Origin of the sequence: uncultured Flavobacterium sp. (genome assembly GCF_963974175.1) — a bacterium.
Lineage (GTDB): Bacteria > Bacteroidota > Bacteroidia > Flavobacteriales > Flavobacteriaceae > Flavobacterium.
Genome location: NZ_CAXBBR010000007.1, coordinates 128,478 through 154,988, shown reverse-complemented (window position 1 = coordinate 154,988; position 26,511 = coordinate 128,478). Strand labels below are relative to the sequence as shown.

20 protein-coding genes and 2 pseudogenes are annotated in these 26,511 nt (G+C 33.6%); 21 read left to right on the top strand and 1 reads right to left on the bottom strand.

Annotation, left to right across the window (positions count from 1 at the left end; all coding sequences use genetic code 11):
- Positions 1-29: 29 nt before the first annotated feature.
- The 18 genes and pseudogenes from AAC069_RS12515 (at position 30) to AAC069_RS12430 (ending at position 24,200) form a co-directional block, all read left to right on the top strand.
- Complete coding sequence (locus tag AAC069_RS12515) at positions 30-4,364, top strand: CusA/CzcA family heavy metal efflux RND transporter (RefSeq protein ID WP_132003561.1); 4,335 nt, start codon at positions 30-32, stop codon at positions 4,362-4,364.
- A 2-nt stretch (positions 4,365-4,366) separates the two neighbouring features.
- Complete coding sequence (locus AAC069_RS12510) at positions 4,367-6,211, top strand: cation-translocating P-type ATPase (protein WP_339920801.1); 1,845 nt, start codon at positions 4,367-4,369, stop codon at positions 6,209-6,211.
- Positions 6,212-6,267: 56 nt separating this feature from the next.
- Positions 6,268-7,461 carry an efflux RND transporter periplasmic adaptor subunit gene (locus AAC069_RS12505; RefSeq protein ID WP_339920800.1) on the top strand — a complete coding sequence of 398 codons (1,194 nt, stop codon included), beginning with the start codon at positions 6,268-6,270 and terminating at the stop codon, positions 7,459-7,461.
- A 623-nt stretch (positions 7,462-8,084) separates the two neighbouring features.
- Positions 8,085-8,402, top strand: a complete 318-nt coding sequence (locus tag AAC069_RS12500) for a DUF6660 family protein (protein WP_339920799.1) — start codon at positions 8,085-8,087, stop codon at positions 8,400-8,402.
- 147 nt (positions 8,403-8,549) lie between these two features.
- Positions 8,550-12,872 carry a CusA/CzcA family heavy metal efflux RND transporter gene (locus AAC069_RS12495; RefSeq protein WP_339920798.1) on the top strand — a complete coding sequence of 1,441 codons (4,323 nt, stop codon included), beginning with the start codon at positions 8,550-8,552 and terminating at the stop codon, positions 12,870-12,872.
- Positions 12,873-12,883: 11 nt separating this feature from the next.
- On the top strand, positions 12,884-14,113 hold the full coding sequence (locus tag AAC069_RS12490; protein ID WP_339920797.1) for an efflux RND transporter periplasmic adaptor subunit: 1,230 nt from the start codon (positions 12,884-12,886) through the stop codon (positions 14,111-14,113).
- Positions 14,114-14,131: 18 nt separating this feature from the next.
- A complete protein-coding gene (locus AAC069_RS12485) occupies positions 14,132-16,150 on the top strand; it encodes a heavy metal translocating P-type ATPase (RefSeq protein ID WP_339920796.1) in 2,019 nt (672 codons plus the stop codon).
- Positions 16,151-16,230: 80 nt separating this feature from the next.
- A complete protein-coding gene (locus AAC069_RS12480) occupies positions 16,231-16,797 on the top strand; it encodes a Crp/Fnr family transcriptional regulator (RefSeq protein ID WP_339920795.1) in 567 nt (188 codons plus the stop codon).
- Between the two features lie 154 nt (positions 16,798-16,951).
- Positions 16,952-17,167 (top strand): SHOCT domain-containing protein, encoded by a 216-nt coding sequence (locus tag AAC069_RS12475; protein WP_339920794.1) that lies wholly within the window; start codon positions 16,952-16,954, stop codon positions 17,165-17,167.
- A gap of 142 nt (positions 17,168-17,309) precedes the next feature.
- Entirely contained in the window at positions 17,310-17,663 is a 354-nt protein-coding gene (locus tag AAC069_RS12470) for a DsrE family protein (protein ID WP_339920793.1), read from the top strand.
- 3 nt (positions 17,664-17,666) lie between these two features.
- A complete protein-coding gene (locus tag AAC069_RS12465) occupies positions 17,667-19,175 on the top strand; it encodes an MFS transporter (protein WP_339920792.1) in 1,509 nt (502 codons plus the stop codon).
- A 443-nt stretch (positions 19,176-19,618) separates the two neighbouring features.
- Positions 19,619-19,999, top strand: coding sequence for a metalloregulator ArsR/SmtB family transcription factor (locus AAC069_RS12460; RefSeq protein ID WP_339920791.1), 381 nt, complete (start codon positions 19,619-19,621; stop codon positions 19,997-19,999).
- Entirely contained in the window at positions 19,996-20,628 is a 633-nt protein-coding gene (gene merTP / locus AAC069_RS12455) for a mercuric transport protein MerTP (protein ID WP_339920790.1), read from the top strand. The genes AAC069_RS12460 and merTP overlap by 4 nt, the downstream gene beginning before the upstream one ends.
- A 72-nt stretch (positions 20,629-20,700) precedes the next feature.
- Entirely contained in the window at positions 20,701-20,910 is a 210-nt protein-coding gene (locus AAC069_RS12450) for a hypothetical protein (protein WP_339920789.1), read from the top strand.
- A 180-nt stretch (positions 20,911-21,090) separates the two neighbouring features.
- Positions 21,091-21,285, top strand: a complete 195-nt coding sequence (locus AAC069_RS12445) for a cation transporter (RefSeq protein ID WP_339920823.1) — start codon at positions 21,091-21,093, stop codon at positions 21,283-21,285.
- Between the two features lie 13 nt (positions 21,286-21,298).
- Positions 21,299-22,957: a mercury(II) reductase gene (gene merA, locus AAC069_RS12440; protein ID WP_339920788.1), complete on the top strand. Its 1,659-nt coding sequence runs from the start codon at positions 21,299-21,301 to the stop codon at positions 22,955-22,957.
- 37 nt (positions 22,958-22,994) lie between these two features.
- Positions 22,995-23,296 (top strand): annotated as a pseudogene (locus AAC069_RS12435) (heavy metal translocating P-type ATPase); the annotation flags it as partial.
- Between the two features lie 289 nt (positions 23,297-23,585).
- Positions 23,586-24,200, top strand: a complete 615-nt coding sequence (locus tag AAC069_RS12430; RefSeq protein WP_339920787.1) for a class I SAM-dependent methyltransferase — start codon at positions 23,586-23,588, stop codon at positions 24,198-24,200.
- A 452-nt stretch (positions 24,201-24,652) separates the two neighbouring features.
- Here AAC069_RS12430 and AAC069_RS12425 read toward each other — a convergent pair.
- Positions 24,653-24,878, bottom strand: a pseudogene (locus AAC069_RS12425) (heavy metal translocating P-type ATPase); the annotation flags it as partial.
- 73 nt (positions 24,879-24,951) lie between these two features.
- On the opposite strand from AAC069_RS12425, the gene AAC069_RS12420 reads away from it, so the two are divergent.
- The 3 genes from AAC069_RS12420 to AAC069_RS12410 all read left to right on the top strand — a co-directional run bounded on the left by AAC069_RS12420 (position 24,952) and on the right by AAC069_RS12410 (position 26,501).
- On the top strand, positions 24,952-25,158 hold the full coding sequence (locus AAC069_RS12420) for a hypothetical protein (protein WP_339920786.1): 207 nt from the start codon (positions 24,952-24,954) through the stop codon (positions 25,156-25,158).
- Between the two features lie 108 nt (positions 25,159-25,266).
- Positions 25,267-26,067 (top strand): hypothetical protein, encoded by an 801-nt coding sequence (locus AAC069_RS12415; RefSeq protein WP_339920785.1) that lies wholly within the window; start codon positions 25,267-25,269, stop codon positions 26,065-26,067.
- Positions 26,068-26,141: 74 nt separating this feature from the next.
- Positions 26,142-26,501 carry a nucleotidyl transferase AbiEii/AbiGii toxin family protein gene (locus AAC069_RS12410; RefSeq protein ID WP_339920784.1) on the top strand — a complete coding sequence of 120 codons (360 nt, stop codon included), beginning with the start codon at positions 26,142-26,144 and terminating at the stop codon, positions 26,499-26,501.
- Positions 26,502-26,511 lie beyond the last annotated feature (10 nt).

Genomic DNA, 26,511 nt, shown 5'->3' with positions numbered 1-26,511 from the left:
CTATTGAATATTCAATAATATAAAAAATTATGCTGAATAAAATAATAGAATTTTCTATAAAAAATAAGCTCATTGTTGGGTTGTTTACACTTGTGCTTATTGGGTACGGTATTTTCCAATTCACCAAATTACCCATTGATGCCGTTCCCGATATTACAGACAATCAGGTTCAAGTTATCACTTCTGCACCATCATTGGGAGCAACCGATATTGAACGGTTGATAACATTTCCAATCGAGCAAGCCAACAGTAATATTCCAGGACTGAAAGAAATTCGTAGTTTCTCTCGTTTTGGTTTATCAGTGGTAACCATTGTTTTTAATGATGCAACCGATGTGTATTGGGCACGTCAACAAGTAACCGAAAGATTAAGTGCTGTCAAAGAACTGATACCAAAAGGTATTGGTTCTCCAACTTTAGCACCGGTAACAACTGGTTTGGGAGAAATTTATCAATATGTAGTAAGGCCAAAACCTGGTTATGAGAAAAAATACGATGTAACCGAGTTAAGAACTATACAAGATTGGATCGTTCGCCGTCAATTATTAAGCGTTGAAGGTGTTGCAGAAGTAAGCAGTTTTGGCGGGAAATTAAAACAATATGAAATCGCCATTGATCCTAATAAATTGCAGTCTTACAATATTACGATTGCGGATGTTTTTAATGCTTTAGAAAAAAACAATGAAAATACTGGAGGTGCCTATATTGAAAAAGGACCAACCGTTTTATACATTAGAAGTGAAGGGTTAATCAATACAATCGAAAACATAAAAGACATATCTATTAAAAACACCAATAGTGGCAGTCCCTTATTTATTCGTGATGTTGCAGATGTTCGCATTGGTAATGCTATTCGTTACGGAGCAATGACTTACAACGGAGAAGGCGAAGTTTCGGGTGCAGTGGTAATGATGTTAAAAGGCGCGAATAGCAATATTGTTATCAAAGACATTAAAGAAAGAATTGAACAAATTAGAAAGACCTTACCGGAAGGTGTAATTGTTGAACCATTTTTAGACCGTACAAAAATGGTAAATAATTCTATTTCTACAGTTGGCAAAAACCTAATTGAGGGGGCATTAATCGTACTTTTAGTATTAATCTTTTTTTTAGGAAATGTACGAGCTGGTTTAATAGTAGCTTCGGTTATACCATTGGCAATGTTATTTGCAGTAATACTAATGAATTTATTTGGCGTAAGCGGAAATTTAATGAGTTTAGGAGCTTTAGATTTCGGGCTTATTGTAGATGGTGCCGTAATTATTGTTGAAGCCTGTTTGTTTAGTTTGCACGGTCGAAAAAAAGGAGAGGTTTCTCAACACGAAATGGATAAAACAGTTTTAGAAACTTCTGTAAGAATGCGAAATGTTGCCGTTTTTGGAGAACTAATTATTTTGATTGTTTACATTCCAATTTTTACATTACGTGGTATTGAAGGAAAAATGTTTTTACCAATGGCACAAACAATTGCCTTTGCTTTGTTTGGTGCTTTTGTTTTGTCATTGACTTATATTCCTATGATGACAGCTTTGTTTTTGAATAAAAAAATAACACACAAGCAAAACTTCTCAGATAAAATGATGGCAAAATTAGAAAATTTCTATCAGCCACTTTTAGAAAAAGCATTAGCCATTCCAAGGGTTATAATCGGAACTACATTAGCATTATTTGTTCTAGCGATCGTTACACTTTCATTTATGGGTGGAGAATTTATGCCATCACTTGAAGAGGGGGATTTTGCAGTAGAAACAAGGGTTTTGCCTGGAAGTAATTTGCAAACATCAATGACCGCGATTTCGCAAGGGGCAAAAATATTATTAGAAAAGTTTCCGGAAGTACAAAAAGTGGTTGGTAAAACCGGAAGTTCCGAAGTGCCAACAGACCCAATGCCTATTGATGCCAGTGATATGATGGTTATTCTAAAAGACAAGTCTGAATGGACATCAGCATCAACATTCGATGAATTATCAGCAAAAATGGCAAAGGAACTCGAAGCTGTTCCGGGTGTTTCTTATGGATTTCAATATCCGGTACAAATGCGTTTCAACGAACTAATGACAGGAGCTAGACAAGATGTAGTATGCAAAATTTTTGGTGAAAATTTAGACACTTTGGCTTTATACGCCAACAAATTAGGAAAGATTGTAAATACCGTTGAAGGCACTTCTGACCTATACGTAGAAACAGTTACTGGAATGCCACAAATTGTCATCGACTATAATCGTCCTGCAATTGCACAATACAATTTGAATATCGAAGACATTAATAAAATAGTGAATACCGCCTTTGCAGGACAAAGTGCTGGATTGATTTATGAAGATGAAAAACGATTTGATTTAGTTGTTCGTTTAGCAGGAGAAAATAGAAAAGACTTGGCAGATGTTCAAAATTTATTAATTCCAGCGCCAAACGGGATGCAAATTCCTCTATCTCAATTGGCAAAAGTAGAAATTACCGAAGGTCCAAATCAAATTCAACGTGAAGATGCCAAACGTAGAATTGTAGTTGGTTTTAATGTTCGTGGTCGCGATGTGCAAAGCATTGTAACCGAATTACAAAACAAGGTAAATACTCAAATCAAGTTCCCAGCAGGTTATTATCCAACCTATGGTGGTGCTTTTGAAAACTTAAATGCAGCAAAGCAACGATTGCTAATTGCAGTTCCAATATCTCTAATACTAATTTTTATCTTATTGTATTTTGCTTTCAAATCAGTAAGGCAGGGACTATTAATTTATTCGGCTATTCCGTTATCAATGATTGGTGGAATATTCTTTCTAGCAATGCGTGGAATGCCTTTTAGCATCAGCGCAGGAGTTGGATTTATTGCTTTATTTGGTGTGGCTGTTTTGAATGGTTTGGTTCTTATAGCCGAATTCAACCGCATAAAAAAATCAGGCGAAACCGATTTAAAAGCAATTGTGCTTCAAGGAACAAGAATACGTTTGCGACCCGTTTTAATGACGGCACTTGTAGCGTCGTTAGGATTTTTACCAATGGCATTAAGCAATGGTTCCGGTGCAGAAGTGCAAAAACCATTAGCAACGGTTGTTATTGGTGGATTGATTGTAGCTACTTTCTTAACTTTATTTGTTTTACCAATTTTATACATTATGTTCGAAAAAGGAATTAAATTAAAATCAAAAAAGATAAAATCAATTACAACAATCATCGTGTTGGGAATATTTTTCTCTTTTCAAAATACAAATGCGCAAGAAAAAATTTCAATAGATAAAGCAATTGAAACCGCATTGCAAAATAATCTAAAGGTTAAAAACCAAAAATTAAATTCTGAATATTTACAAAAACTGACCAAGACAGGATATGACATTCCAAACACAGGTATTATTAGCGAATATGGACAGTTTAATAGCATTGTGAATGATATAAAAATTGGAATTTCACAAAGCATTAAATTTCCAACGGTTTACTCTAGGCAAAAACAGCTTTTAATAGAAGAGTCCAAAACTGGCGAATGGAACGAAGCTTTACAAAGAAAAGAATTGACCAAGCAAGTTACAACCGTGTTTTATGAAATGGTTTATCTCAAAGAAAAAGAACAGATATTACTGAAAAGTGATAGTATCTATTCGGATTTTTTAAGAAAATCAGTCCTGCGTTTTGACAAAGGAGAAAGTAATATTTTAGAAAAAGTAACAGCCGAAAACCAATCAGGACAAATAAAAATACAGTTACAAGAATTGCAAAGCGATTATAAAATACGCCAAACACAATTCAAATATCTATTGAATGACGATAAAGATTTTATGCCAGTGTGGGATAAGTTCAAAATGACTTTCGACGAAAAACTCGATGAGAATGCAATTGAAAATCAGCCAAGCATAAAACTAAAGGAACAAGAAGTAAATATCAATAAAGCCGAAATTGCTTTAGAGAAATCCAAGAAAATGCCGGAACTAATTGGTGGTTTGTATTGGCAGACTTTCAAAACCAATACCTCTTTTCAGGAAAACAACAATGGTGTTTACGGACAATTTGGCGTAGCACTTCCTTTATTCAATTCATCAATCAACAATAGGAAAAAAGCATTGGAAACCAAAACCCAAATCGCTGAAAATAATATGGGCTTTGAAAAATTGAAACTGCAAAACCAATATCACAATGTATTGCAAGAATATCAAAAAAACAAAACTACCATTGATTATTACGAAACCAAAGCGTTGAAAAGTGTTGATATAGTAACCAAAGCTGCCAACGATAAATTCAACAATGGTGACATTAATTATTTAGAATGGGTAATGCTAATCAATCAAAATACCCAAATTCAGAGTAATTATATTGAAGTCGTTAGAAAGTTAAACAATAGCATTATTGAACTTAATTCATTAACTAAAACTGAATAACCATGAATTACACAAAAACCTTCTTTTCACGTCAGTTTCTTTGGGAAATTGTACGGATCATAACCGTTGGTCTTGCGAGTTTATTCTTTTATCTCGACTTTATTCAACTACCAATATTAATTATTGCAATGGCTTTTGGGCTCTACTCCTTAGTAAAAACAGCTGCATTGGATATAATAAAACAACGTAAAATAGGTACCGAATTATTTATAACCATAGCGGTAATTATTTCTGTTCTCGGTAAAGAATATTTGGCAGGTGCTGTCGTACTTATGATTATTCTTATTGCCGAGTATATTGCAAGTGCCAGTACCGAAAAAGCAAGATCGTCGATTAAAGAGTTGATAGGTTCCGTTCCCAAAACGGCAATAGTAAAAAAAGACAATCAGGAATCCATAGTGCAAATAACTGATTTGAAAATCGGAGATGTTATTCTGGTGAAAGCTGGAGAAAAAATTCCTGTGGATGGTAAAGTAATTTCCGGTTCAGGTTCTGTTAATCAGGCACCAATAACAGGCGAAAGTGTTCCACAAGAAAAAACAGTCGGTAGTGATGCCTTTGCCGGAACAATACTGGAATTAGGGGCTCTGGATATTGAAATGACAAAAGCAGGTGTAGATACTGTTTTTTCACGAATCATTTCATTGGTAGAGGATGCAGAAAGTCAACAGGCACCTATTGAAAAATTTACAGACAAAGTGGCTTCCTGGCTTATTCCTGTAGTATTTATTTTTGTTGGTACAGTTTACTTTTTCACCCGTGATGTTAAACTGGTTATTGCATTGCTGATTTTTACCTCTCCTGCTGAATTAGGTTTAGCAACACCATTGGTTACCATCGCGGCCATTGCACGTGCTGCCAGAGAAGGAATTTTGATAAAAGGAGGTTTGTTTTTAGAGGAGCTTGCAAAAGTTACTACTATCGTTTTTGACAAGACTGGAACATTGACAATTGGAAGTCCTATCGTGAATAAAGTTGAAATAATAGATCCTAATTATAATGAGCAAAAATTAGTTCAATTTGCTGCTACAGTTGATAGACGTTCCAGCCATCCATTAGCAAAAGCAATCTTAAGTTACGCAGATAAATTAAAACTTACCTATGGAGAACCAGAAAACTTTGAGGTGATAAAAGGACGAGGGGTTTCTGCAAAAGTTGAGGGCAAGTCTATTTTATTAGGAAATAAACTTTTTATGGAGGAAAATAAAACTTCATTATTTAATTCTTCTGAAAATGTAACGGATACTGTTATTTACCTTTCAATCGAAAATAAACTGGCAGGTATTTTTTATATCTCAGATGCCATTCGTGAAGGTGCAAAAGAAATGATTCAAGGCTTAAGAAAAAGCGGCATAAAAAACATTGTGATGCTTACAGGTGACAATCCCGAAACTGCAAAGTATGTTTCCAATCAAATAGGAATTACAGATTACAGAGCCAATTTATTACCCGAAGATAAAATCAATATCATAAAAGAATTGCAAAAAGACGGTTCCAAAGTAGCAATGGTGGGGGATGGAATTAACGATGCACCTGCTTTAGTCCAAGCAAATATTGGTATCGCAATGGGTGCAATGGGTACAGAAACTGCAATGGAAGCAGCCGATATCGTTCTAATGCAGGATAAATTAGAGAAAATTGCCAAGGCACGCGCTATCAGTAAAAGAGCCTATCGCACCATTCGCGAAAATATTTTTGTGGGGGTGGGTGTTGTTCATGTAATTGGAATTACCCTTGTATTACTTAAAATAATTGGACCAATTGAGGCTGCAGCTATTCATTTGCTCCCCGACACTTTAGTCTTTATTAACTCTATAAAACTCCTTCGCATTAAGATTGATGCATAAATGATTATCAACAAAATTTAAACAGCAAACCGTTTCTTAATATCAAAATAAATAAAATGAAATCGAATATTCACAACCCGAGCTTTAGTGAACAGCCAAAGCAATATCAAAATATAAAAATCATGACTAAAAATTCAATAATCACAATAATTGCAATAGTATTGCTTTCTTCCTGTGGGAATAAAAAATCAGAAAGCGAAGCGGATGCGACACCCACTATCGCAAACACAACAACACTAACCGATGCACAAATAAAAAATGCAGCGATTCAAACCGGTAAAATCGAGCAAAAGGAAATTTCTGCAATATTAAAACTGAATGGAAAAATAGAAGTGCCACCACAAAATTTAGTGTCAATAAGTGTACCAATGGGTGGTTATTTAAAAAGCACCAAATTGTTAGAAGGAATGTTTGTTACCAAAGGACAAGTTTTGTGTGTGGTGGAAGACCAACAATACATTCAATTGCAGGAAGATTACCTTTTGGCCAAAGCAAAAATTGGTTATGCCAAAGCTGAATTTGAACGTCAAAAAGAACTCAATCAAAGCAAAGCCAGTAGTGATAAAGTGTATCAACAAGCACAAGCCGAATACAATTCACTATCTGTAATGGTACAATCGTATGGTGAAAAATTAAAATTTGCGGGAATAAATCCAAACAGTGTATCTACAAAAAACATTTCAAAAAGCATTAATATTTATTCCCCTATAAGTGGTTATGTATCAAAAGTGAATGTAAACATTGGAAAATATGTAAATCCAAGCGATATTTTATTTGAAATTGTGAATCCTTCAGATATACATTTGGCATTGACCGTTTTCGAAAAAGACATCAATAAACTGGCTATTGGTCAATCGGTATTAGCATACACCAACACCAATCCAGAGAAAAAATATCCTTGTAAAATTATTTTAATCGGTAAAGATTTTTCAGAAGATAGAAGTACCATAATGCATTGCCATTTTATCAATTATGACAAAGCTTTGTTACCAGGTATGTATATGAATGCTGAAATTGAATTAAAAAGCCAGCAATCTAATGTTTTACCATCGGATGCTATAGTAAGTTATGAAAACAAAAATTATGTTTTTGTTGCCAAAGCCAACAAGCAATTTGAAATGAAAGAAGTAACAACAGGAAATGCAGAAAACGGATTTACAGAAATTGTTTCTGATGATTTGAATGAGGCAACTGTTGTGATAAAAGGGGCTTACGCACTTTTGATGAAAATGAAAAATGTGGAAGAATAAAAAACGTAAATATATAGTATGGACAGAAAAGAGTTTTTTAAATTAATTCTTTGATTCATAAAGGATGTTTGTTTTAAAAAGCAAACATCCTTTTTATTTTTACATATGTATATAACATATTTCTCAAAAACACCAAAGTAAATCAACAAATTCCAATTTGAAGAAATAGAATTAAATCCAAATACGATTATCAAAATAAATGTGTGTTTTTTTCGAACAGCCCTCCAATTTAATTATTTTTATAATTTGGCTTTGACACTAATTTTAAAAGTAATATAAACACAATAAATTAAAAATTTAAATAAATATAATAGTGATATGTACTTTCATAATCGATGACTAGTGTATGCGCTTTATATATTTACTTTAATCTATGTTATTCTACCACCTTATTGATACCTTACTTTTGTCTACTTAGTTTCGTGTCTATGGGAAAAATATCCAGTAGTCATTTAGTGTCATAGATATAAATTTGTATGTAAATATCCCTAAAGATGTAAAATCAAAACTTGATGTAATTAGAACTCCGTTTTTATTATGCGAAAAATATCTTAATTAAATCTTAAGCAAATCTAAAACTATAAATCTAAAACTATAAATATTTTATTACTACTTTTACATTCTTGAAATTTACAAACACCATATTATCAATTGTTTTTCTAATCCTTTCCTGCATGCCTTGCACGGACAAGGAACAATTTGTTTCGTTTGAAAAAGTTACTATAACCAATAATGCAACACAACACCACGATAAAGATGCTTGTTCGCCTTTGTGCCTATGCAGCTGTTGTGGAGCCCTAGGCTTTTCATACAATGCTATTTATGCATACAATTTCTTTTCTGTCAAAACAATAATTGATAAAAAAGTACCAGAATACAAGTCAATTCTTACTTCCAATTTCTACGGAAGTATTTGGCAACCGCCACAAATTAATGCTTAATTTTTTTTTTATTAATGATTAGATGAATAACGATTAATGACTTGTACATTAATCAAACTAGTCTTTTTCATTAATTACTTTACTGTATTTGATAAATTCAAATGCTGTGATTTATAAATCAATATTAAACATTAATCCTTTACAATAGTGTTAGACAAAATCATCCATTTTAGTATAAATAATAAATTCATCATTGGTTTGATGACTTTATTTCTCATTATTTGGGGAGTTTGGAGTGCATCCAAATTGCCTATTGATGCCGTACCAGATATTACAAACAATCAGGTACAAATCATTACCCTTTGCCCAACATTGGCAGGGCAAGAAGTAGAACAATTAGTAACTTTTCCAATAGAACAAAGTATTGCAAATCTTCCTGATTTAGAAGAAACCAGAAGTATTTCCCGCTTTGGTTTATCGGTAATCACAGTAGTTTTTGATGATGATGTCAATATTTATTTTGCACGACAACTTATCAGCGAACGACTGAAAGAAGCCATTAGCCAAATACCTCAGGGCATCGGAACCCCAGAATTAGGTCCGGTAAGTACTGGGCTTGGCGAAGTGTATCAATACATTTTACATCCAAAAAAAGGTAGTGAGAAGAAATACTCTGCTATGGACTTGCGTACGATGCAAGACTGGATAGTAGCGAGACAACTAAACGGCACACCCGGAATTGCCGAAATAAATAGTTTTGGTGGTAAACTAAAACAGTATGAAGTTGGTGTTAACCCTAATCGTTTAAGAGCAATGGGTGTAACGATTCCCGAAATTTTTACAGCTTTAGAAAAAAACAATCAAAATACGGGTGGAGCATATATTGACAAAAAACCTACTGCCTATTTTATTCGTGGTGTAGGTTTAGCCACTTCCCTAGAAGACGTTAAAAATATTGTTGTAAAAAGCAACCCAACTGGTGTTCCTATTTTCATAAAAGATGTTGCTGATGTACAGTTCGGTAGTGCAGTACGATATGGAGCTATGACCTATAACGGAAAAGTAGATGCAGTTGGTGGTATTGTTATGATGCTTAAAGGAGCTAATAGTAATGAAGTGGTACAAAGGATTAAAGACAAAATGATCATAATACAAAAATCATTACCTGATGATGTAATCGTTGAACCATTTATAGATAGAAGTACATTTGTAAACCGTGCCATTTCAACTGTTGAAAAAAATTTAGTCGAAGGAGCATTAATTGTAATTTTCGTTTTGGTATTATTCCTTGGGAATTTACGAGCTGGGCTTATCGTAGCTTCTGCAATACCACTATCGATGTTATTTGCATTGGGTTTAATGAAAGTTTTTGGAGTAAGTGCTAACTTAATGAGTTTGGGGGCAATTGATTTTGGTTTAATTGTAGATGGTGCCGTAATTATTGTGGAAGCCTCTTTGTATTTTCTGGAACACAATAAAAGCAAAACGAAACTCACTCAAATACAAATGGATGTTGCAGTTGAAAACAGTGCTAAAAAAATGATGAGTAGTGCTGCCTTTGGTCAAATTATCATTATGATCGTATACTTTCCTATCCTATCTTTAGTAGGTATCGAAGGAAAGATGTTTGGCCCAATGGCAAAAACGGTTTCATTTGCCATTATAGGCGCAATGATACTTTCATTAACCTACATTCCTATGATGAGTGCCTTGTTTTTACCGAAACACATCAGTCATAAAAAGACGTTTTCTGATAAAATGATGGATTTTTTATATAGCAAATATAAACCACTTTTAGAAAAAGTGATTGCAATAAAATACAAAGTCGTTGGCATTACTGTCGCTTTATTATTGGTTACATTTTTTATTTTTAGCAAAATGGGAGGTGAATTTATTCCCACATTAGCTGAAGGAGATTATGCTTTTGAATTTAAAATGCCGATCGAAACTTCTTTATCCCAAAGTATCGAAACCTCGATGCAGGGCGCAAGAATTGTAAAACAATTCGATGAAGTAAAAATTGTAGTTGGTAAAACTGGCGCTGGAGAAGTACCGACAGATCCAATGCCGCCCGGAGCGACTGATATGATGATAATTCTGAAACCGCAAGACGAATGGAAATCAGGTAGATCCTATGATGAATTGGGTGATGCTATTGAAGAAAAATTAAGCGTGATTCCAGGGGTTTTTATTGAAAAAAGCCAACCTATTCAAATGCGTTTCAATGAATTAATGACGGGAATCAAACAAGATGTTGCCATAAAAATATTTGGAGAAAACTTGGATAGTCTGTCCGTATATGCAAAAAAAGTAGAAAGTGTAATAACAAATATAAAAGGAGTTTCTTCTCCACAAGTAGAACAAGTGGCCGGATTACCACAAATAAACATTGAATATGACCGATTACGTATTGCAAATTATGGTTTAAATATTGAAGACATTAACAGTATTGTAAGTACGGCTTTTGCAGGAAAAGCAGCAGGGGTTGTATACGAAGATGAACGAAAATTTGATTTGGTAGTGCGATTAGATAGTACCTCAAGAAGAAGCATCGATGATGTGAATAATCTATTAATACCAATATCAACTGGAAACCAAATTCCCTTATCGCAAGTTGCGAAAGTAGACTTTAAACTAGGCCCTGCACAAATAAGCAGAGAAGCAGGAAAGCGCAGAATTGTTGTTGGCTTTAATGTACAAGACAGAGATGTGCAAAGTGTGGTACAAGAAATTCAAGCCAAATTAGCGAAAGATGTAAAATTACCTTCAGGTTATTATTTTACTTATGGTGGAACATTTGAAAATTTACAAAAAGCAACCAATCGTCTATTGATTGCCGTACCAATATCATTACTGTTAATCTTTATGCTCTTGTATTTTACATTCAATTCTATGAAACAAGCAAGTTTGATATTTTCTGCAATCCCTATGAGTGCTATAGGGGGCGTATTTGCTTTACTTCTTCGTGGAATGCCTTTTAGTATTTCTGCAGGGATTGGTTTTATCGCTTTATTTGGAGTAGCAGTATTAAACGGAATTGTACTGGTAGGCACATTCAACCAACTCGAAAAAGAAGGTTGGGATGATGTTATAAAACGCGTTATCGAAGGGACAAAAATAAGATTGCGACCGGTATTAATGACAGCTACTGTGGCTTCGTTAGGTTTTTTACCAATGGCATTATCGCACAGTGCAGGTGCCGAAGTACAAAAACCATTAGCAACTGTCGTAATTGGAGGATTGCTTTCAGCTACGTTTTTAACCTTATTTGTATTGCCTTTACTTTATATTATATTCAATACAAAAATGAATTTAAAAAGAAAACCAAAAGTGAAATCAATTGTAACTATTTTAGTTATTGGATTGTTTCTTTCATTTACTAGTGGTCAAGCACAATCACGAAAATCCATTGATGAAGTTTTGAATCTAGGTTTAAAGGAAAATTTACAATACAATATCAATCAGTCCCAAATCTCAAAAAATCAGCTATTGATAAAAGGAAACAAGGAATTTCCTAAAACAGGCATTTTTGTAGAAAATGAAGATTTGCGTCCTTCTGATAAAACAGGTGTTTGGAAAATTGGCTTGCAACAAAGTTTCTATATGCCGCAAGTAAATCAATCCAAGAAAAATTATTACAAAGAGCAAACTAAATATTTTGAAATAAATAAAGATGCAATAAATACAGAACTGAAAAAGAATATCCGTTCTGTATACTATCAATTATGGTATTTACAGGACAAGACAGCTTTGTATCAACGATTAGACACTATTTATATTGGTTTGTTAAAAACGACTGTCTTAAAAGTGAAAACTGGAGAAAGTGCCGGTATCGAAAAAATTTCGGCTAATGTAAAACTAAAGGAAATTGAAACAAATATCACTCAACTTAAAAAAGAAATGCTGGTACAGCAACAAGTATTGATGCAATTGTTGAATAATTCCGAAATAATTTTACCACTGGATAACTCTTTAGAAAAATTAGAATATAGTTTACAAAGTACAACAGAAAACCATCCGAATCTTCTTTTATTACAGCAAAATGTAGCTATTGCCAATAGTGAAATCGCAATCCAAAAAAGTAATCGCTTGCCAGAGTTTTCTGGTCGTGTTTTTTCACAAAAATTATATGGTGTTGAAGATCCATATACTGGTTTTTCATTTTCAACTTCATTCCCAATATTTGGAAGTGGCGCCAATAGAAATAAAATAAGAGCGGCTAAAACCGAAAAAGAAGTACAAGAACAAAAGTTGCAATATCAAACGCAAATACTAAAATCTTCTTTAATGCAACACCAGACTGAAGTCGAAAAAAGCATTTCGGGTTTGCAATTTTACGAAACTTCGGGATTACATCAAGCAGAAGAAATTATTAAAGCAGCTAACCAATCCTATCAAGCAGGAGAAATTAGTTATTCAGACCTCTCTTTGTATTTAAGCCAAGCTATTGAAATTCGAAAAAATTATTTAGACAATTTAAATGCGTACAATCAAGCGATTATAGAATACAATTATTTCACAAATAAATAAAATAAAAAAAAATGAAGTCATTAAAAATATATAAGAATTACCTTTTGTTAATTGCCTTTTGTCTCGTTCTAAATTCTTGCGGTAACAAAGAAAATAATCCTCAAGAAGAAGAACAAAAAGCAACAACGGAAGAAGCCACCCCTTCAATTGCCTCGCTAACTGCCGAGCAAATTAAAACGGTGGGTATACAATACGGAACAATTGAACAAAAACAATTAACAGCCACACTCCAAGCCAATGGGGCATTGCGAGTGCCTAACAATAATAAAGCCAATGCAACTTCGTTGTATGGTGGCGTTATAAAAACCATCAATGTACAATTAGGTGATTATGTAAAGAAAGGACAACTAATCGCTACAATCGCTAATCCACAATTTATACAATTACAAGAAGAATATTTAAGCACTTCCAGTAAAATAATCTTTGCCGAACAAGAAGTAGTACGACAAAAAGAGCTTAACGAAGGAAATGCAGGAGCATTAAAAAATTACCAGAGTGCTAATGCGGAACTAAAATCAATGCGAACTCGCAGAGCCTCTTTACAACAACAAATCCAATTAATGGGAATCAATCCTAATAATTTAAATAATAGTAATTTACGTTCTTCGTTATCCGTAACAAGTCCAATAAGTGGCACAATTAGCAATGTGTTTTCTAAAATTGGAAGTTATGTTGATGTCTCTTCACCAGTTGCCGAAATTGTAGATAACTCACAATTGCATTTGGATTTAAATGTGTTTGAAAAAGATTTACCAATGCTAAAAGTAGGCCAAATTATTCATTTTAGAATTACCAATAATTCGGGACAAGATTACAACGCTAAGGTATATTCAATAGGTGCAGCATTTGAGAATGACAGCAAAAGTATTCCTGTACACGCCACCGTTCAAGGTAATAAATCAGGATTAATTGACGGAATGAACATAACGGCCATTGTAAGTCTAAATGATGTAACAACAACTGCAATTCCAAACGAGGCTATCGTCAGTGCAGATGGCAAAGACTATATTTTTATTATTACCAACAAACATGAAGCAGAGGAAAAACCCGAAGATGTTGAAGTAAAAAAGGAAAACGAAGCGAAAAATGTCAACTTTGAAAAAATTGAAGTTGCAAAAGGTGTTTCCAATATGGGTTACACGGCTATAACATTAGTAAAAGACATACCTGCAAATACAAAGATTGTGACCAAAGGTGCATTCTTTGTAAATGCAAAATTGACAAATAAAGGAGAAGAATAAACTTTAATCATTATTAAAATGGAACATAATCACAAATATGATGCAAACGGCAAACAGCTTTGCTGCACATTAGAAGAAAAAATAAATAGAATAACCGATAACCAAGCAGGATGTTGCACCGTTGACTATAAATCTGAACATGATGATGATGATGGACACGACCATTCAGGAGACGACCGCACTACATTTCAAATGTTCTTGCCAGCTATAATAAGTTTTATATTTTTAATTGTTGCAATTGGTTTAGACAACTATTTTACAGCAACTTGGTTTACTGGTTATGTAAGCTTATCCTGGTACTTAATCGCCTACTTATTAGTAGGTTACCCAGTACTAAAAGAAGCGTATGAAAGTATCCGGAAAGGAGAAATATTTTCAGAGTTTTTTCTAATGGGTATTGCTACCATTGGAGCTTTTGCCATTGGCGAATATGCAGAAGGTGTTGCAGTAATGTTATTTTATGCTATTGGCGAAATTTTTCAAACATTGGCAGTTCAAAGAGCTAAAAAGAACATCAAATCGCTGTTAGATCAAAGACCCGATACAGCAACAGTAATGGAGGGAGAAAATGCCGTTTCTAAAAAAGCATCAGAAATTAATATTGGAGAAATTATCCAATTAAGACCTGGTGAAAAATTAGCTATAGACGGAAAATTACTTTCAGACAGTGCTTCATTAAATACAGCAGCTTTAACAGGAGAAAGTAAACCGGATACCAAACAAAAAGGTGAAATTGTACTTGCAGGTATGATTAATCTTAATACCGTTGTATTAGTGGAAGTTACTACAGCATACACAGACAGCAAATTGTCCAAAATATTACAAATGGTTCAGGATGCAACGGCTAAAAAAGCACCAACCGAATTATTCATTAGAAAATTCGCAAAAATATATACTCCAATAGTCGTAGTATTGGCAATAGGAATTTGTTTACTCCCAATGCTATTTGTCGAAAACTATAATTTCAACGATTGGTTATACAGGGCATTAATTTTCTTAGTTATCTCCTGTCCTTGTGCGTTGGTTATTTCCATTCCATTAGGCTATTTCGGTGGTATTGGAGCAGCAAGCAAAAATGGAATTTTATTTAAAGGGTCTAATTTTCTTGATATAATGGCAACTATTAAAGTAGTCGTTATGGACAAAACAGGAACATTGACCAAAGGCGTTTTTAAAGTTCAAAAAGTAGTTGCTGTAAGTATTCCTGAAGCCGATATAGTAAAATATACGGCAGCACTCGAAACCAAATCAACACATCCCGTTGGAACGGCTATTATAGAATATGCAAAAGGCTCAGAAAAAAAGGTAAAAGTAACTGATGTAGAAGAAATTGCAGGACACGGACTAAAAGGAAAAGTGGATGGTAATGAAATCTTGGCAGGAAATGTAAAACTGATGAAAAAATTCAATATCAGTTATGATGCCGGAATCGATAATACCCCTTTTACGATTATCGTCATTGCCATCAATCAAAAATATGCCGGCTACTTTTTGATTGCCGATGAAATTAAGGAAGATGCGAAAGAAGCTATAGAAAGTTTACACAAAATAAACGTCAAGACAGTAATGCTTTCAGGCGATAAACAAGCCGTTGTTGATGCTGTTGCCAAAGAATTGAATATAGACAAAGCCTATGGCGATTTATTACCTGAGCACAAAATTCAGAAGGTAGAAGCACTCAAAAAAGAACATCTACACATTGCTTTTGTTGGCGATGGGGTAAATGATGCGCCAGTGGTCGCCCTTGCCGATGCCGGAATTGCAATGGGTGGTTTAGGAAGTGATGCCACCATCGAAACTGCCGACATTGTAATTCAAAACGACCAGCCTACTAAGATTTTTACAGCAATAAATATTGGTAAAAAGACCAAACAAATTGTGTATCAAAATATTGGTTTAGCATTTGCAGTAAAAGCAATTGTTCTTGTTCTTGGCGCTGGCGGTTTAGCTACTATGTGGGAAGCCGTTTTTGCTGATGTTGGAGTGGCTTTATTAGCTATTTTAAACGCTGTGAGAATTCAGAGAATGAGGTTTTGATTTTGATTTATATCACTCTTCTAAAAAAAATAAAGTAAATCCACGAATTAAAATTAACTAAATTTGAAATAAACTTAATAATGACTTTACTCTTCCAGTATTTTAGAAAATACAATTCAGTTTCAAAAGAGGCTGAAAATGCTATTAAAGAAATCAGTTCGGTTATAAAGATTAAAAAAAATAAAGACTTACAGACTGTAGGTCACACTTGTAAAACTATTTATTTTATAAACAAAGGCATAGCAAGAATTTATTACTATTATGATGGAGTGGATATAACGGAAAGCTTTGCTTTTGAAAATAACATCATAGCTAGAGTTGAAAGTTTGTTTACAGGAAAGCCATCACGAAAAGCAATACAGGTTTTAGAAGACAGCGAAATAATAGCTATAAGCGCTATACAACTTTTTGATTTATATGATACATATCCAGAGATAGAGAGATTATTTCGTAAAATCTTTGAAGCGGGGTATTTAGATACAGTAAATAGAATGGAAGCCATTCAATTTCATTCAGCCGCAGAACGATATACTTCTTTAATAAAAGAACAACCCACTCTTTTACAAAGAATCCCTCTCAAACACATAGCCTCTTATTTAGGGATTACCCAAGTTACTTTGAGCAGAATTAGAGCTGCAATTCGATAATTATTTAACAATTGTTAAAGGATTTCAGTCTGAAATAATAAACCTTTGTCCTTCAATTAATTCATTAAAAAATGGATATGGCATTCCTGGAACCGATTTTCAGGAAAAAAAGTTTTGCAGGATTAAAATCAGTTAAAACATAAAATCTAAAACTATGATGGATAATTCATGTTATGGAATGGGAATGGGATGGGGAATGTGGTTCATTCCGATTTTTATCATTCTCGCAATTTATTTTTTAGTAAAAAATAATTTGCAACCCAAAAGCGGACCAAGTTCTGAATCACCAATGGAAATTTTAAAGAGAAGATACGCAAATGGTGAAATCACCAAAGAACAATTTGAAGAAATAAAAAAAAATATTTCTTGAATATAGCGTAGTAAATGGAAAAATAGTATGACTTAATTAAGATCTTAAAATATACTGTTTTTCGGATTGAACTCAAATTACTGCTTTTTGCTAAACTGCAGGGAGATTTTTTATGGAATTACTCTGGTAAAAAATAAACAAAATGAAAACATTGATTATAATCAACGATGCTCCTTATGGAACTGAAAAAGCATACAATAGGTTGCGAATTGCCAATCAAATAAATAAAGACTATCCTGAGGCGGAAGTTTGCATTTTTTTAATAGCCGATGGTGTCAATTGTGCTATTTCTAATCAGAATACTCCAAATGAGTTTTACAACATCGAATGTATGTTAAAATTAGCAACCAACAAAGCAACTAAACTGTTTCTTTGTACCAGTTGTTTAGATGCTCGTGGACTGAAAGAAATTCCCCTTGTTGATGAAGCAGAGGTAAGTTCAATGGCGGAACTTACTAAAAGTATCATTGAAAGCGATAAAGTTTTAACCTTTTAGTTTATGAAACACATAAAGCTTGGTCTAAAAGAAAATTGGAAACAATTCACCATATTGGTCATTGTGAATGCCTTCGTTGGCGGAATGATAGGAATGGAACGAAGTATATTCCCTAAATTTGCGGAAGTTGAGTTTGGAATAGCATCAAAAACTGCCATTTTATCATTTATTACAGCCTTTGGAATTACCAAAGCAATAACTAATTACTTCACCGGAAAATTAGCTAATCGATTTGGCAGAAAAAAATTGTTGTTATTTGGATGGTTTATGGCTTTGCCTATTCCATTTATTTTGATGAATGCGACAACTTGGAATTGGGTAATTTTTGCAAACATACTGTTGGGTATGAGTCAAGGATTAACTTGGAGCAGCACCGTAGTTATGAAAATTGATTTGGTCGGCGAAAAAGATCGTGGATTAGCAATGGGGTTAAACGAATTTGCAGGCTATTTTGCAGTGGGTATAGTAGCTTTTTTTTCTGGATATGTGGCCAATAGATATGGTATAACACCCTATCCTTTTTATATTGGTATTGGTATTTCTATTATTGGTTTCTTATTGACACTTTTCTTGGTAAAAGATACAAGTTTGCATGCTCATAAGGAAAGTATGACAGATAACACAATACACTTAGAGAATGTGTTTATGGAGACAACTTTCAAAAACAAAACTTTAAGTTCTATTACGCAAGCAGGTCTAGTCAATAATCTTAATGATGGAATGATTTGGGGTTTATTGCCATTTGTACTTCTCACCCTCAATTACAATACTGAGAACATAGGAATAATAACAGCCATTTATCCGACAGTTTGGGGAATTGGACAATTGTTTACAGGCAAAATGTCTGATATTTATTCTAAAAAAGGAATGTTATTTTGGGGAATGTTGTTGCAAGGAATTGCTATCATTTTTTTACCATTCTGCCATAGTTTTTTTATGCTTTCAAGTATTTCGGCAATTTTGGGTTTGGGGACAGCATTAGTTTATCCTACTTTTTTAGCAGCGATTGCACAGGCTACAAGTCCAAAGCAAAGAGCAGAAAGTATTGGGACATTCCGACTTTGGAGAGATTTAGGATATGCTTTCGGAGCTGTTATTTCAGGAATAACAGCTGATTTATTCGGGGTCGATTATGCTATTTTTCTCATTGGTGGACTTACGATAGCATCTTCAATCGTAATCAAATTTCGTATGCCGGAAACCATCAAAGTAAACAAAGAATGTATTGAAGTCGATGAAGTAAAACAAGCGTTGCTACAAAACAAAAAAATACAAATTATAGACGTAAGATCAAAAGAGGAATTTGAGCAAGCACACATTCCGGAAGCTATAAATATTATTTTGATAGAGCTGAAAAATGAAGCTAAAAATTTTAACAAAAACATAAAATATGTTACCGTTTGCGGAAAAGGTGGTGGTCGTTCATCCGATGGAGCAAAGATTTTAAACGATTTAGGTTGTAGTGCCAATTGGCTTTGTGGAGGAACAAATAAGTGGTTAAATATCAGTTAAGTAAAATTGCAACTAAGTAAAAAATTTTTTAATGATGTTAGAGATGCTTTACTGAAAATAGTAACTGTAGTGAGAATAAAACGATTGAAAGGATGCTTATTCTAAAGATTAAGCATCCTTTTTTGTTAGTCAAAGATCCAATACAATAAATAATGAAAGCTGAAAATGTTTTTTTCTAAAAAGGATCTGAAATTACTATTGGGCAAATCATACAATTAACACCAGTAGAAAAACTAACCGAATTATTCATTAGGAAGTTTGCAGAAATTTAGACCCACAATAGTCATTTTTCTGGCAATAAGTAGTACAAAATAAATTCACTTCGAAATTAAGATGGTTTTTAAATAGCCGTTGTTAAATTTGCATTAAAACATTTAAGTAATTGCTTAAATAATGATATAATTAACTACATTTATATCATATTAATTTAATACTTAAAAAATATGGACGTTAATCAATCTTGTATTAGGATTTTGGCAGATACAGAACAAATCAAGGAGTGCAGGAACAAACTAAATGCTAATGCCATTGCTTTTGAGCAATTGAGTGGACTATTGGCGTTGGCAGGGAACGAGGTACGACTGAAAATCATGTTTCTTTTAGAAGAAGAAAATGAACTCTGCCCTTGCGATCTTGCCGATATTTTAGGGATGAGTATACCTGCTGTCTCACAACATCTTCGCAAAATGAAAGACGGCAATGTAATAGAATCAAGGCGTGCAGGTCAGACCATTTTCTATTCCCTGAAATTGGAACAACTCAATCTGCTCCGTCCCTTTTTTAAATATATTATTAATCAAAATTCAAAAAAAGAATTCGTATGAAAACAAAATCAGGAAAATTGGCAGGAGCAGGTATCCTGTCAGCAATAGCAGCTTCATTGTGCTGCATCACTCCCTTTTTGGCTCTCCTTTCCGGAGCATCAGGAGCGGCGTCCGCATTTTCATGGTTGGAGTCGTTTAGACCTTATTTAATTGGAATTACCATTTTGGTTTTGGGCTTTGCTTGGCATCAAAAGTTGAAACCCAGAACAGCAGAAGAAATACAATGTGATTGTGACGAAGACAACAAAACTCCATTTATGCAAACCAAAACATTTCTGGGAATCGTAACCGCTTTTTCCATAATCATGATGGCTTTCCCTTATTATGGGCAAATTTTTTATCCAAAAACAGACAAACAAATAGTAGTTGTTTCTTCGAACAATATTCAGGAAGCACAATTTAATGTGAGCGGTATGACCTGCTCCAGCTGTGAGGAACATATAAAACATGCCGTGAACAAGTTAAGCGGTATCGTGAGCGTTACGGCAAACCACAGTAAGGGAATGGTTTTCGTAAAATTTGACAACACTAAAACCAACAAAGAAGCTCTCGTGAAAGCTATCAATGCCACGGGATACAAGGTATCGAGCGAAATGGCAACAGCCGAAAATCCGTCTCAGGGAAAATAAAGGTCTGTTTCCAACCCAAACGGTTGCAACTAATTTTTAAGCATTATTTATAGTAATTCAAAAAAGATGATCATGAGCACAAATAAAAATGAAAAAGTATTCAATCCTGACAAAATGGATTGCTGTATAGAAATTGGAGATTGTGAACTACAAAATCCCCCAGAAGAACTGATGGAAAAACTTATCGGTAAACCCATAAGCGAGTGTGAAAAAATAATCAAAGATTTTCTTAAACCAAAAGAAAAATTAGTCATCAAATTCCCCAGGAAGATTGGTTATTAAACCCAAAATGATAAGTTGTAAACTTTTAAATAAACTTCTATGAAAAAATATTTTCTAATACCACTATTCATACTTATCCTGTTTTATTTTCAAGTAAATGCGTAATGTTGCCATTCTGTTAAACAACAATCAAAACTTTATAAATCGAATCAACAAAAAACAAAAACGCTTAGATTAAAAATCACAGGTATGACCTGTGCAGGTTGTACTAATCACGTTTCAAGTACCTTAAAAAAGGTAAGTGGCGTTATTGAACAATCAGTTCAATATCCAGGGGATGTTGCCATTATCCAATTTGATACGACAAAAACAAATCCTGAAAAACTGATTAAAGCCATTGAAAAGGTTAGTTATGAGGCCGAAATTGTCAATTAAAAATAAATTTAATATGAAATCAAAAAATATAATACTCGAAATAACGGGTATGACCTGTGATCATTGTGCGACAGGAATCGAAAAAATACTTGTCGAAAAAGAAGGGATAACGCAAGCAAACGTTAGCTATCAAAACGGCAGTTGCGAATGTTCATTTGACCCTTCTAAAACCAGCAAGGAAGAAATTATCAATACCATCAATACCTCTAAAAATTATAAAGTAAAACCTGAAACCCTTAATACTTCAAATATGCAAGATAAAAATAATTTTGATTTAATAATTATTGGTGGCGGTTCGGCGGCATTTTCGGCAGCTATTAAAGCAGAAAGTTTAGGATTAAGCACATTAATGATAAATGGTGGTTTAGATTTTGGTGGGACTTGTGTAAATGTAGGCTGTGTTCCTTCTAAAACTCTTATTCGTGCAGCGGAAACAGCGTATCACGCAACACATTCCAATTTTTCAGGCATCAAACCCAAAGGGGTTGAGATAGATTTTACACAAGTAATCAAAGACAAAAAACAATTGGTCGCAACGCTCCAAGAAAAAAAATATATGGACGTGGTAAGTGATTTTAAAAACCTGAAAATGCTAACGGGTTGGGCCGAGTTTTTAGATCCTAAAACCATTATGGTAGACCGCAAAGAAAAGTATACCGCTCTGAAATTTATTATTGCCACAGGAGCAACCACCAATATCCCGAGCATTGAAGGGCTAAACGAAGTGGGGTACTTGACAAATGCAACACTTTTTGACCTAGAAGAAAAACCCGAAAGCATCACCATTATGGGTGCTGGCTATATTGGTTTGGAAATAGCAATGGCATACAATCGTTTGGGCGTGAAAATCCGTATTATAGAGTTTACAGATAGACCTCTAAGAAGCCAAACAAAGGATATTACAGATGTTTTAGAAACTCAGATGAAAAGTGAAGGGATTGAAATTTTACCAAGCTTTAGAGCTATTAAATTTGAAAAAACAGTTAATGAAACAGTTATTCATTGCAAATGCCCTGATGGTTCATTTACACAAATTATCGAAAAAGGAAAAGTGGTCGTAGCATCTGGCACAAAACCGAACACACAAAAATTAGGGTTACAGAGTATCGGGTTAGCATTCACCAATAGCGGACACGTTTGGGTAAACGAAAAAATGGAAACCAATTTGCCAAACATTTATGCCGTTGGGGATGTCGCGAACACCCCTGCTTTTGTATACACAGCCGCTTATGAAGGTAAAATTGCAGTAGAAAACGCATTTACGGGAGCTAACAATAAAACTGATTACTCTTCCTTACCTTGGGTTGTTTTTACAGATCCACAAATTGCAGGAACTGGAATGGATGAAATAGAAGCTGAATCAAAGGGTATTCCTTTTGAAATATCAAAATTGGACCTTAAAGATGTACCAAGAGCAATAGCCGCAAACGATACCAGAGGATTTATAAAATTAATACGTAATACAGAAACTGATAATTTAATTGGAGCAAGGGTTATTGCTCCAGAAGGCGGTGAATTAATACAACAGTTGAGCATGGCAATCAAGTACGGAATAACAGTTAAAGAATTAGCAGAAAGTTTTTATCCTTATTTGACACTAGGAGAAGGTATAAAATTAGCGGCTATCACATTCGGAAAAGACGTTTCAAAATTGAGTTGTTGTGCGAGTTAAATAAAGATAAAAAGTGTAACTATCAATTCTATATCATGCACCAATAGTTGTCGATACCGGAATCGCAATGGGTGGTTTAGGAAGTGATGCCACCATCGAAACTGCTGACATAGTGATTCAAAACGCCAACCTACAAAGATTTTTACAGTCATAAATATTTGTAAAAAGACCAAACAAATTGTGTATCAAAACATTGGTTTAGCATTTGCAGTAAAAGCAATTGTTTTGGTACTTGGCGCTAGTGCTTTAGCTTTTATGTGGGAAGCAGTTTTTGCTGATGTTGGAGTGGCTTTATTGGCTATTTTAAATGCTGTGAGAATACAACAAATGAAGGTTTAAAATTAGTTATTTAATTCAAAAAAAGGTTTTTTGTAAAAAAAACAGACTGCCACCAAAATTTTAGACACTATTTGGGGGCAGTTCAAAACACAAGCATATAACTCTGTTGAGAACTCATCCCAGACCTCCTACTATTTCCTAAAATAAATTCCTACATTGGGAATCTAATAAAAGTGACACCAATTTCATTGTTTTAGCATAAACAACTGTTGTAATAAAAGGCGTTTACGCACTTTTGATGAAAATGAAAAATGTGGAAGAATAAAGATCTTAAGTAAAAATTAAAAATATGGAAAATAATAAATCACATTGGGAAAATGTTTTTGCAACTAAAAATCCAAATGAAGTAAGCTGGACACAAAAATATCCAAAAACAGCTATGACTTATTTAGAAAATTTAAACCTATCAAAAACCGCTAATATTATCGATATTGGCGGAGGAGATAGTAATTTAGTAGACGTCTTATTAGAAAAAGGATTTCAAAATATTTGGGTTTTGGATATTTCAGAATTTGCGTTAGAAAGAGCAAAAAAGCGTTTGGGAGATAAAGCTGATTTAGTTCATTGGATTGTTGCAGACATAACAGAGTTTAAACCAGAAGTGAAATTTGATTTTTTGCATGATAGAGCCGTTTTTCATTTTTTAACAAGTGAAGTGAGTATTGATAAATATAAAACCATAATAGAAAATGCAGTCAATAAAGAAGGTAACTTTCTATTAGGAACTTTTTCAGAAAAGGGACCATTGAAATGTAGCGGACTAGAAATAAAGCAGTACTCTGAAAATTCAATGAAGCATATTTTTAGCGAAAGTTTTGAAGCTGTAAAATGTTTTACAGAAAATCATACTACACCATTTAATACGGTTCAGAACTTTCAATTTTGTGGGTTCAAAAAAATATAATTAATGGAGTGGACATATGAAAGAAATAGTTAATAGCGTTGTTGCGCACTTGAATAAAAAGGAAATAATATAACTAATAATCAAAAGCGATTTTCTGCTCATTGACTATAAAATTGAACATTCTCACGATGACGGTCACCAACACTTTGCAACTGTTGAAACAAAAAATCAAAAATCACCTCAGCATTAGAAAACTCGGATCAGTATTTAACACAACAAGAGAAAACTGCTGTTTCTGTAATATCGTTTTGAGAAACTGGGCTAAATATTAAGATAATTCGTTCTTTAATTGCTTTTCATTCTGTTTCAAAATACTAATTACAATTTGTTGTTTTTTAATCTACGTCAATTTTCAAGAATTAATGGATTATATTGAAAGCAAACTCAGTAAGACACAAGGCATACTGAGTTTGTTGTTACAATCATTTTTTGCTAATTTTTCTCTTCAATAACTAGGCATTGATGGCAACAATAATGGTGCTTAAAATCATAAATATAGCCCCGACGGCTGGACCTAAAACAAACCCAGAAGAATAAAATACTCCTGCAGCTAATGGAATGACAACCAAATTTTAGCCTGCAACCCATACCAAGTTTTGAAACATTTTGCTATAAGTCGCTTTTCCAAAAAAAATTAGCAATATCCTGAGGGTTAATATTTACCAAAATAAAATCAGAACCGGCTACAAAAAACGATATAATAAATTCTGAAAGAAGAATCCAAAAAGCAATTGAATTAAAATTCAAAAAAGTGAAAGAATGCAGAACTACAAACCGAGTTTCAAATGTAATGTTGAAACCAAAAACTAAAACCATCCTCATAACCTCTCTCCCAAAAGGTTTTGATGTAATAATTTTACAGGTAAATCATAAATGGGTTTTAGTAAGTTATACCAATCCTAAAGATAATTTAATTGAAACTGGATGGCTTATGAAGAAGTATTTAGATAAGAATTAAAGACATTCCCACAACAGCATTATTTATACAAAAATTAGCATTACTTTTGATTACCTTTAACCACAAGATAAACCTCATTTTTTAGGGTTTATCCTTAAACGATTAGTAATGGCCAAAAGTACCTATATTTCAGAAAACACAACACAAAATCAAATAGATTTTATGCTAATGCTTGATGATAATGAGTTCGACATCTTTACTTTAGAGGAGATTAAATCTATTGCATCAAGCGAATTTGAAAACATAAACGAGATACTAGAAAATCTAGTACATAAAAAACTACTCTCACGCATAGAACGAGGCAAATACTGCAGATACAGTTTTAGAGATGAAAACGTAATTGGCTGCAAGTTGACCGAAGACTCAACAATTGGGTATTGGTCCGCATTAAACAAACACGGACTTACAGAACAATTTCCAAATTCTATTTTTATTCAAACTACAAAAAGGAAATCGGACAAAAGCGTTTTTGGAGTTTCTTATAAATTTATTCAAGTTTCAAAATCAAAAATAGTTGGAATAGAAAAATTAGGCTTTGGAAACCATAGCTACCAAATGACCAATGTGGAAAAAACCATCATTGACTGTTTTGATTTACCTCAATATTCCGGTGGTTATGCCGAATTAATCAGAGCATTCAATCAAGCAAACCTCAACAGTGAGAAAATGATTGCGTATTGTAAAGCCATTAAAAACATTGCTATTACGAAACGAATGGGATATTTCGCTGAATTACTAAATAAAAAAGGAATGAAATCATTTATAAACTTCGCATTAAAAGAGGTCAACGAAAAATACAATCTCTTTGATCCATTTGGAATAGAAGAAGGCGAATTTGTAAACAAATGGCGGTTGAGATTAAACATAAGCAGCGAAGAAATTTTAGACATCTGTAACAAACAATATTAATGATTTTACAAAAAGAAATAGCAACCATTTCCGAACAACTAGGCGTATCTAAATAAGTTATTGATAAAGATTGGATGTTGGGTCACTTTATAGCAGCAATATTTAACGAACCGGAATTAAAGGAAACACTAATCTTCAAAGGTGGGACTTGTTTGAAGAAGTGTTGGTTTGAAGAATATAGATTTTCAGAAGATTTGGATTTCACATCTAAATCACAAGAATTTGAACTTACTCCAGATCATTTAAAATTTATCACAAAACATATTGAAGACAATACTGGAGTAAAAACACATATTGTTTCATTAAAACCATTACAATTTAAAGACCGATTAACAGGTTACGAAGCCATCATTAAATTTTGGGGTGCCGACCATCCTAGAAATGTAATGCCTACAACTCCAGACCGCTGGCAGACAAAATTAAAATCGAAATAATTCTCTATGA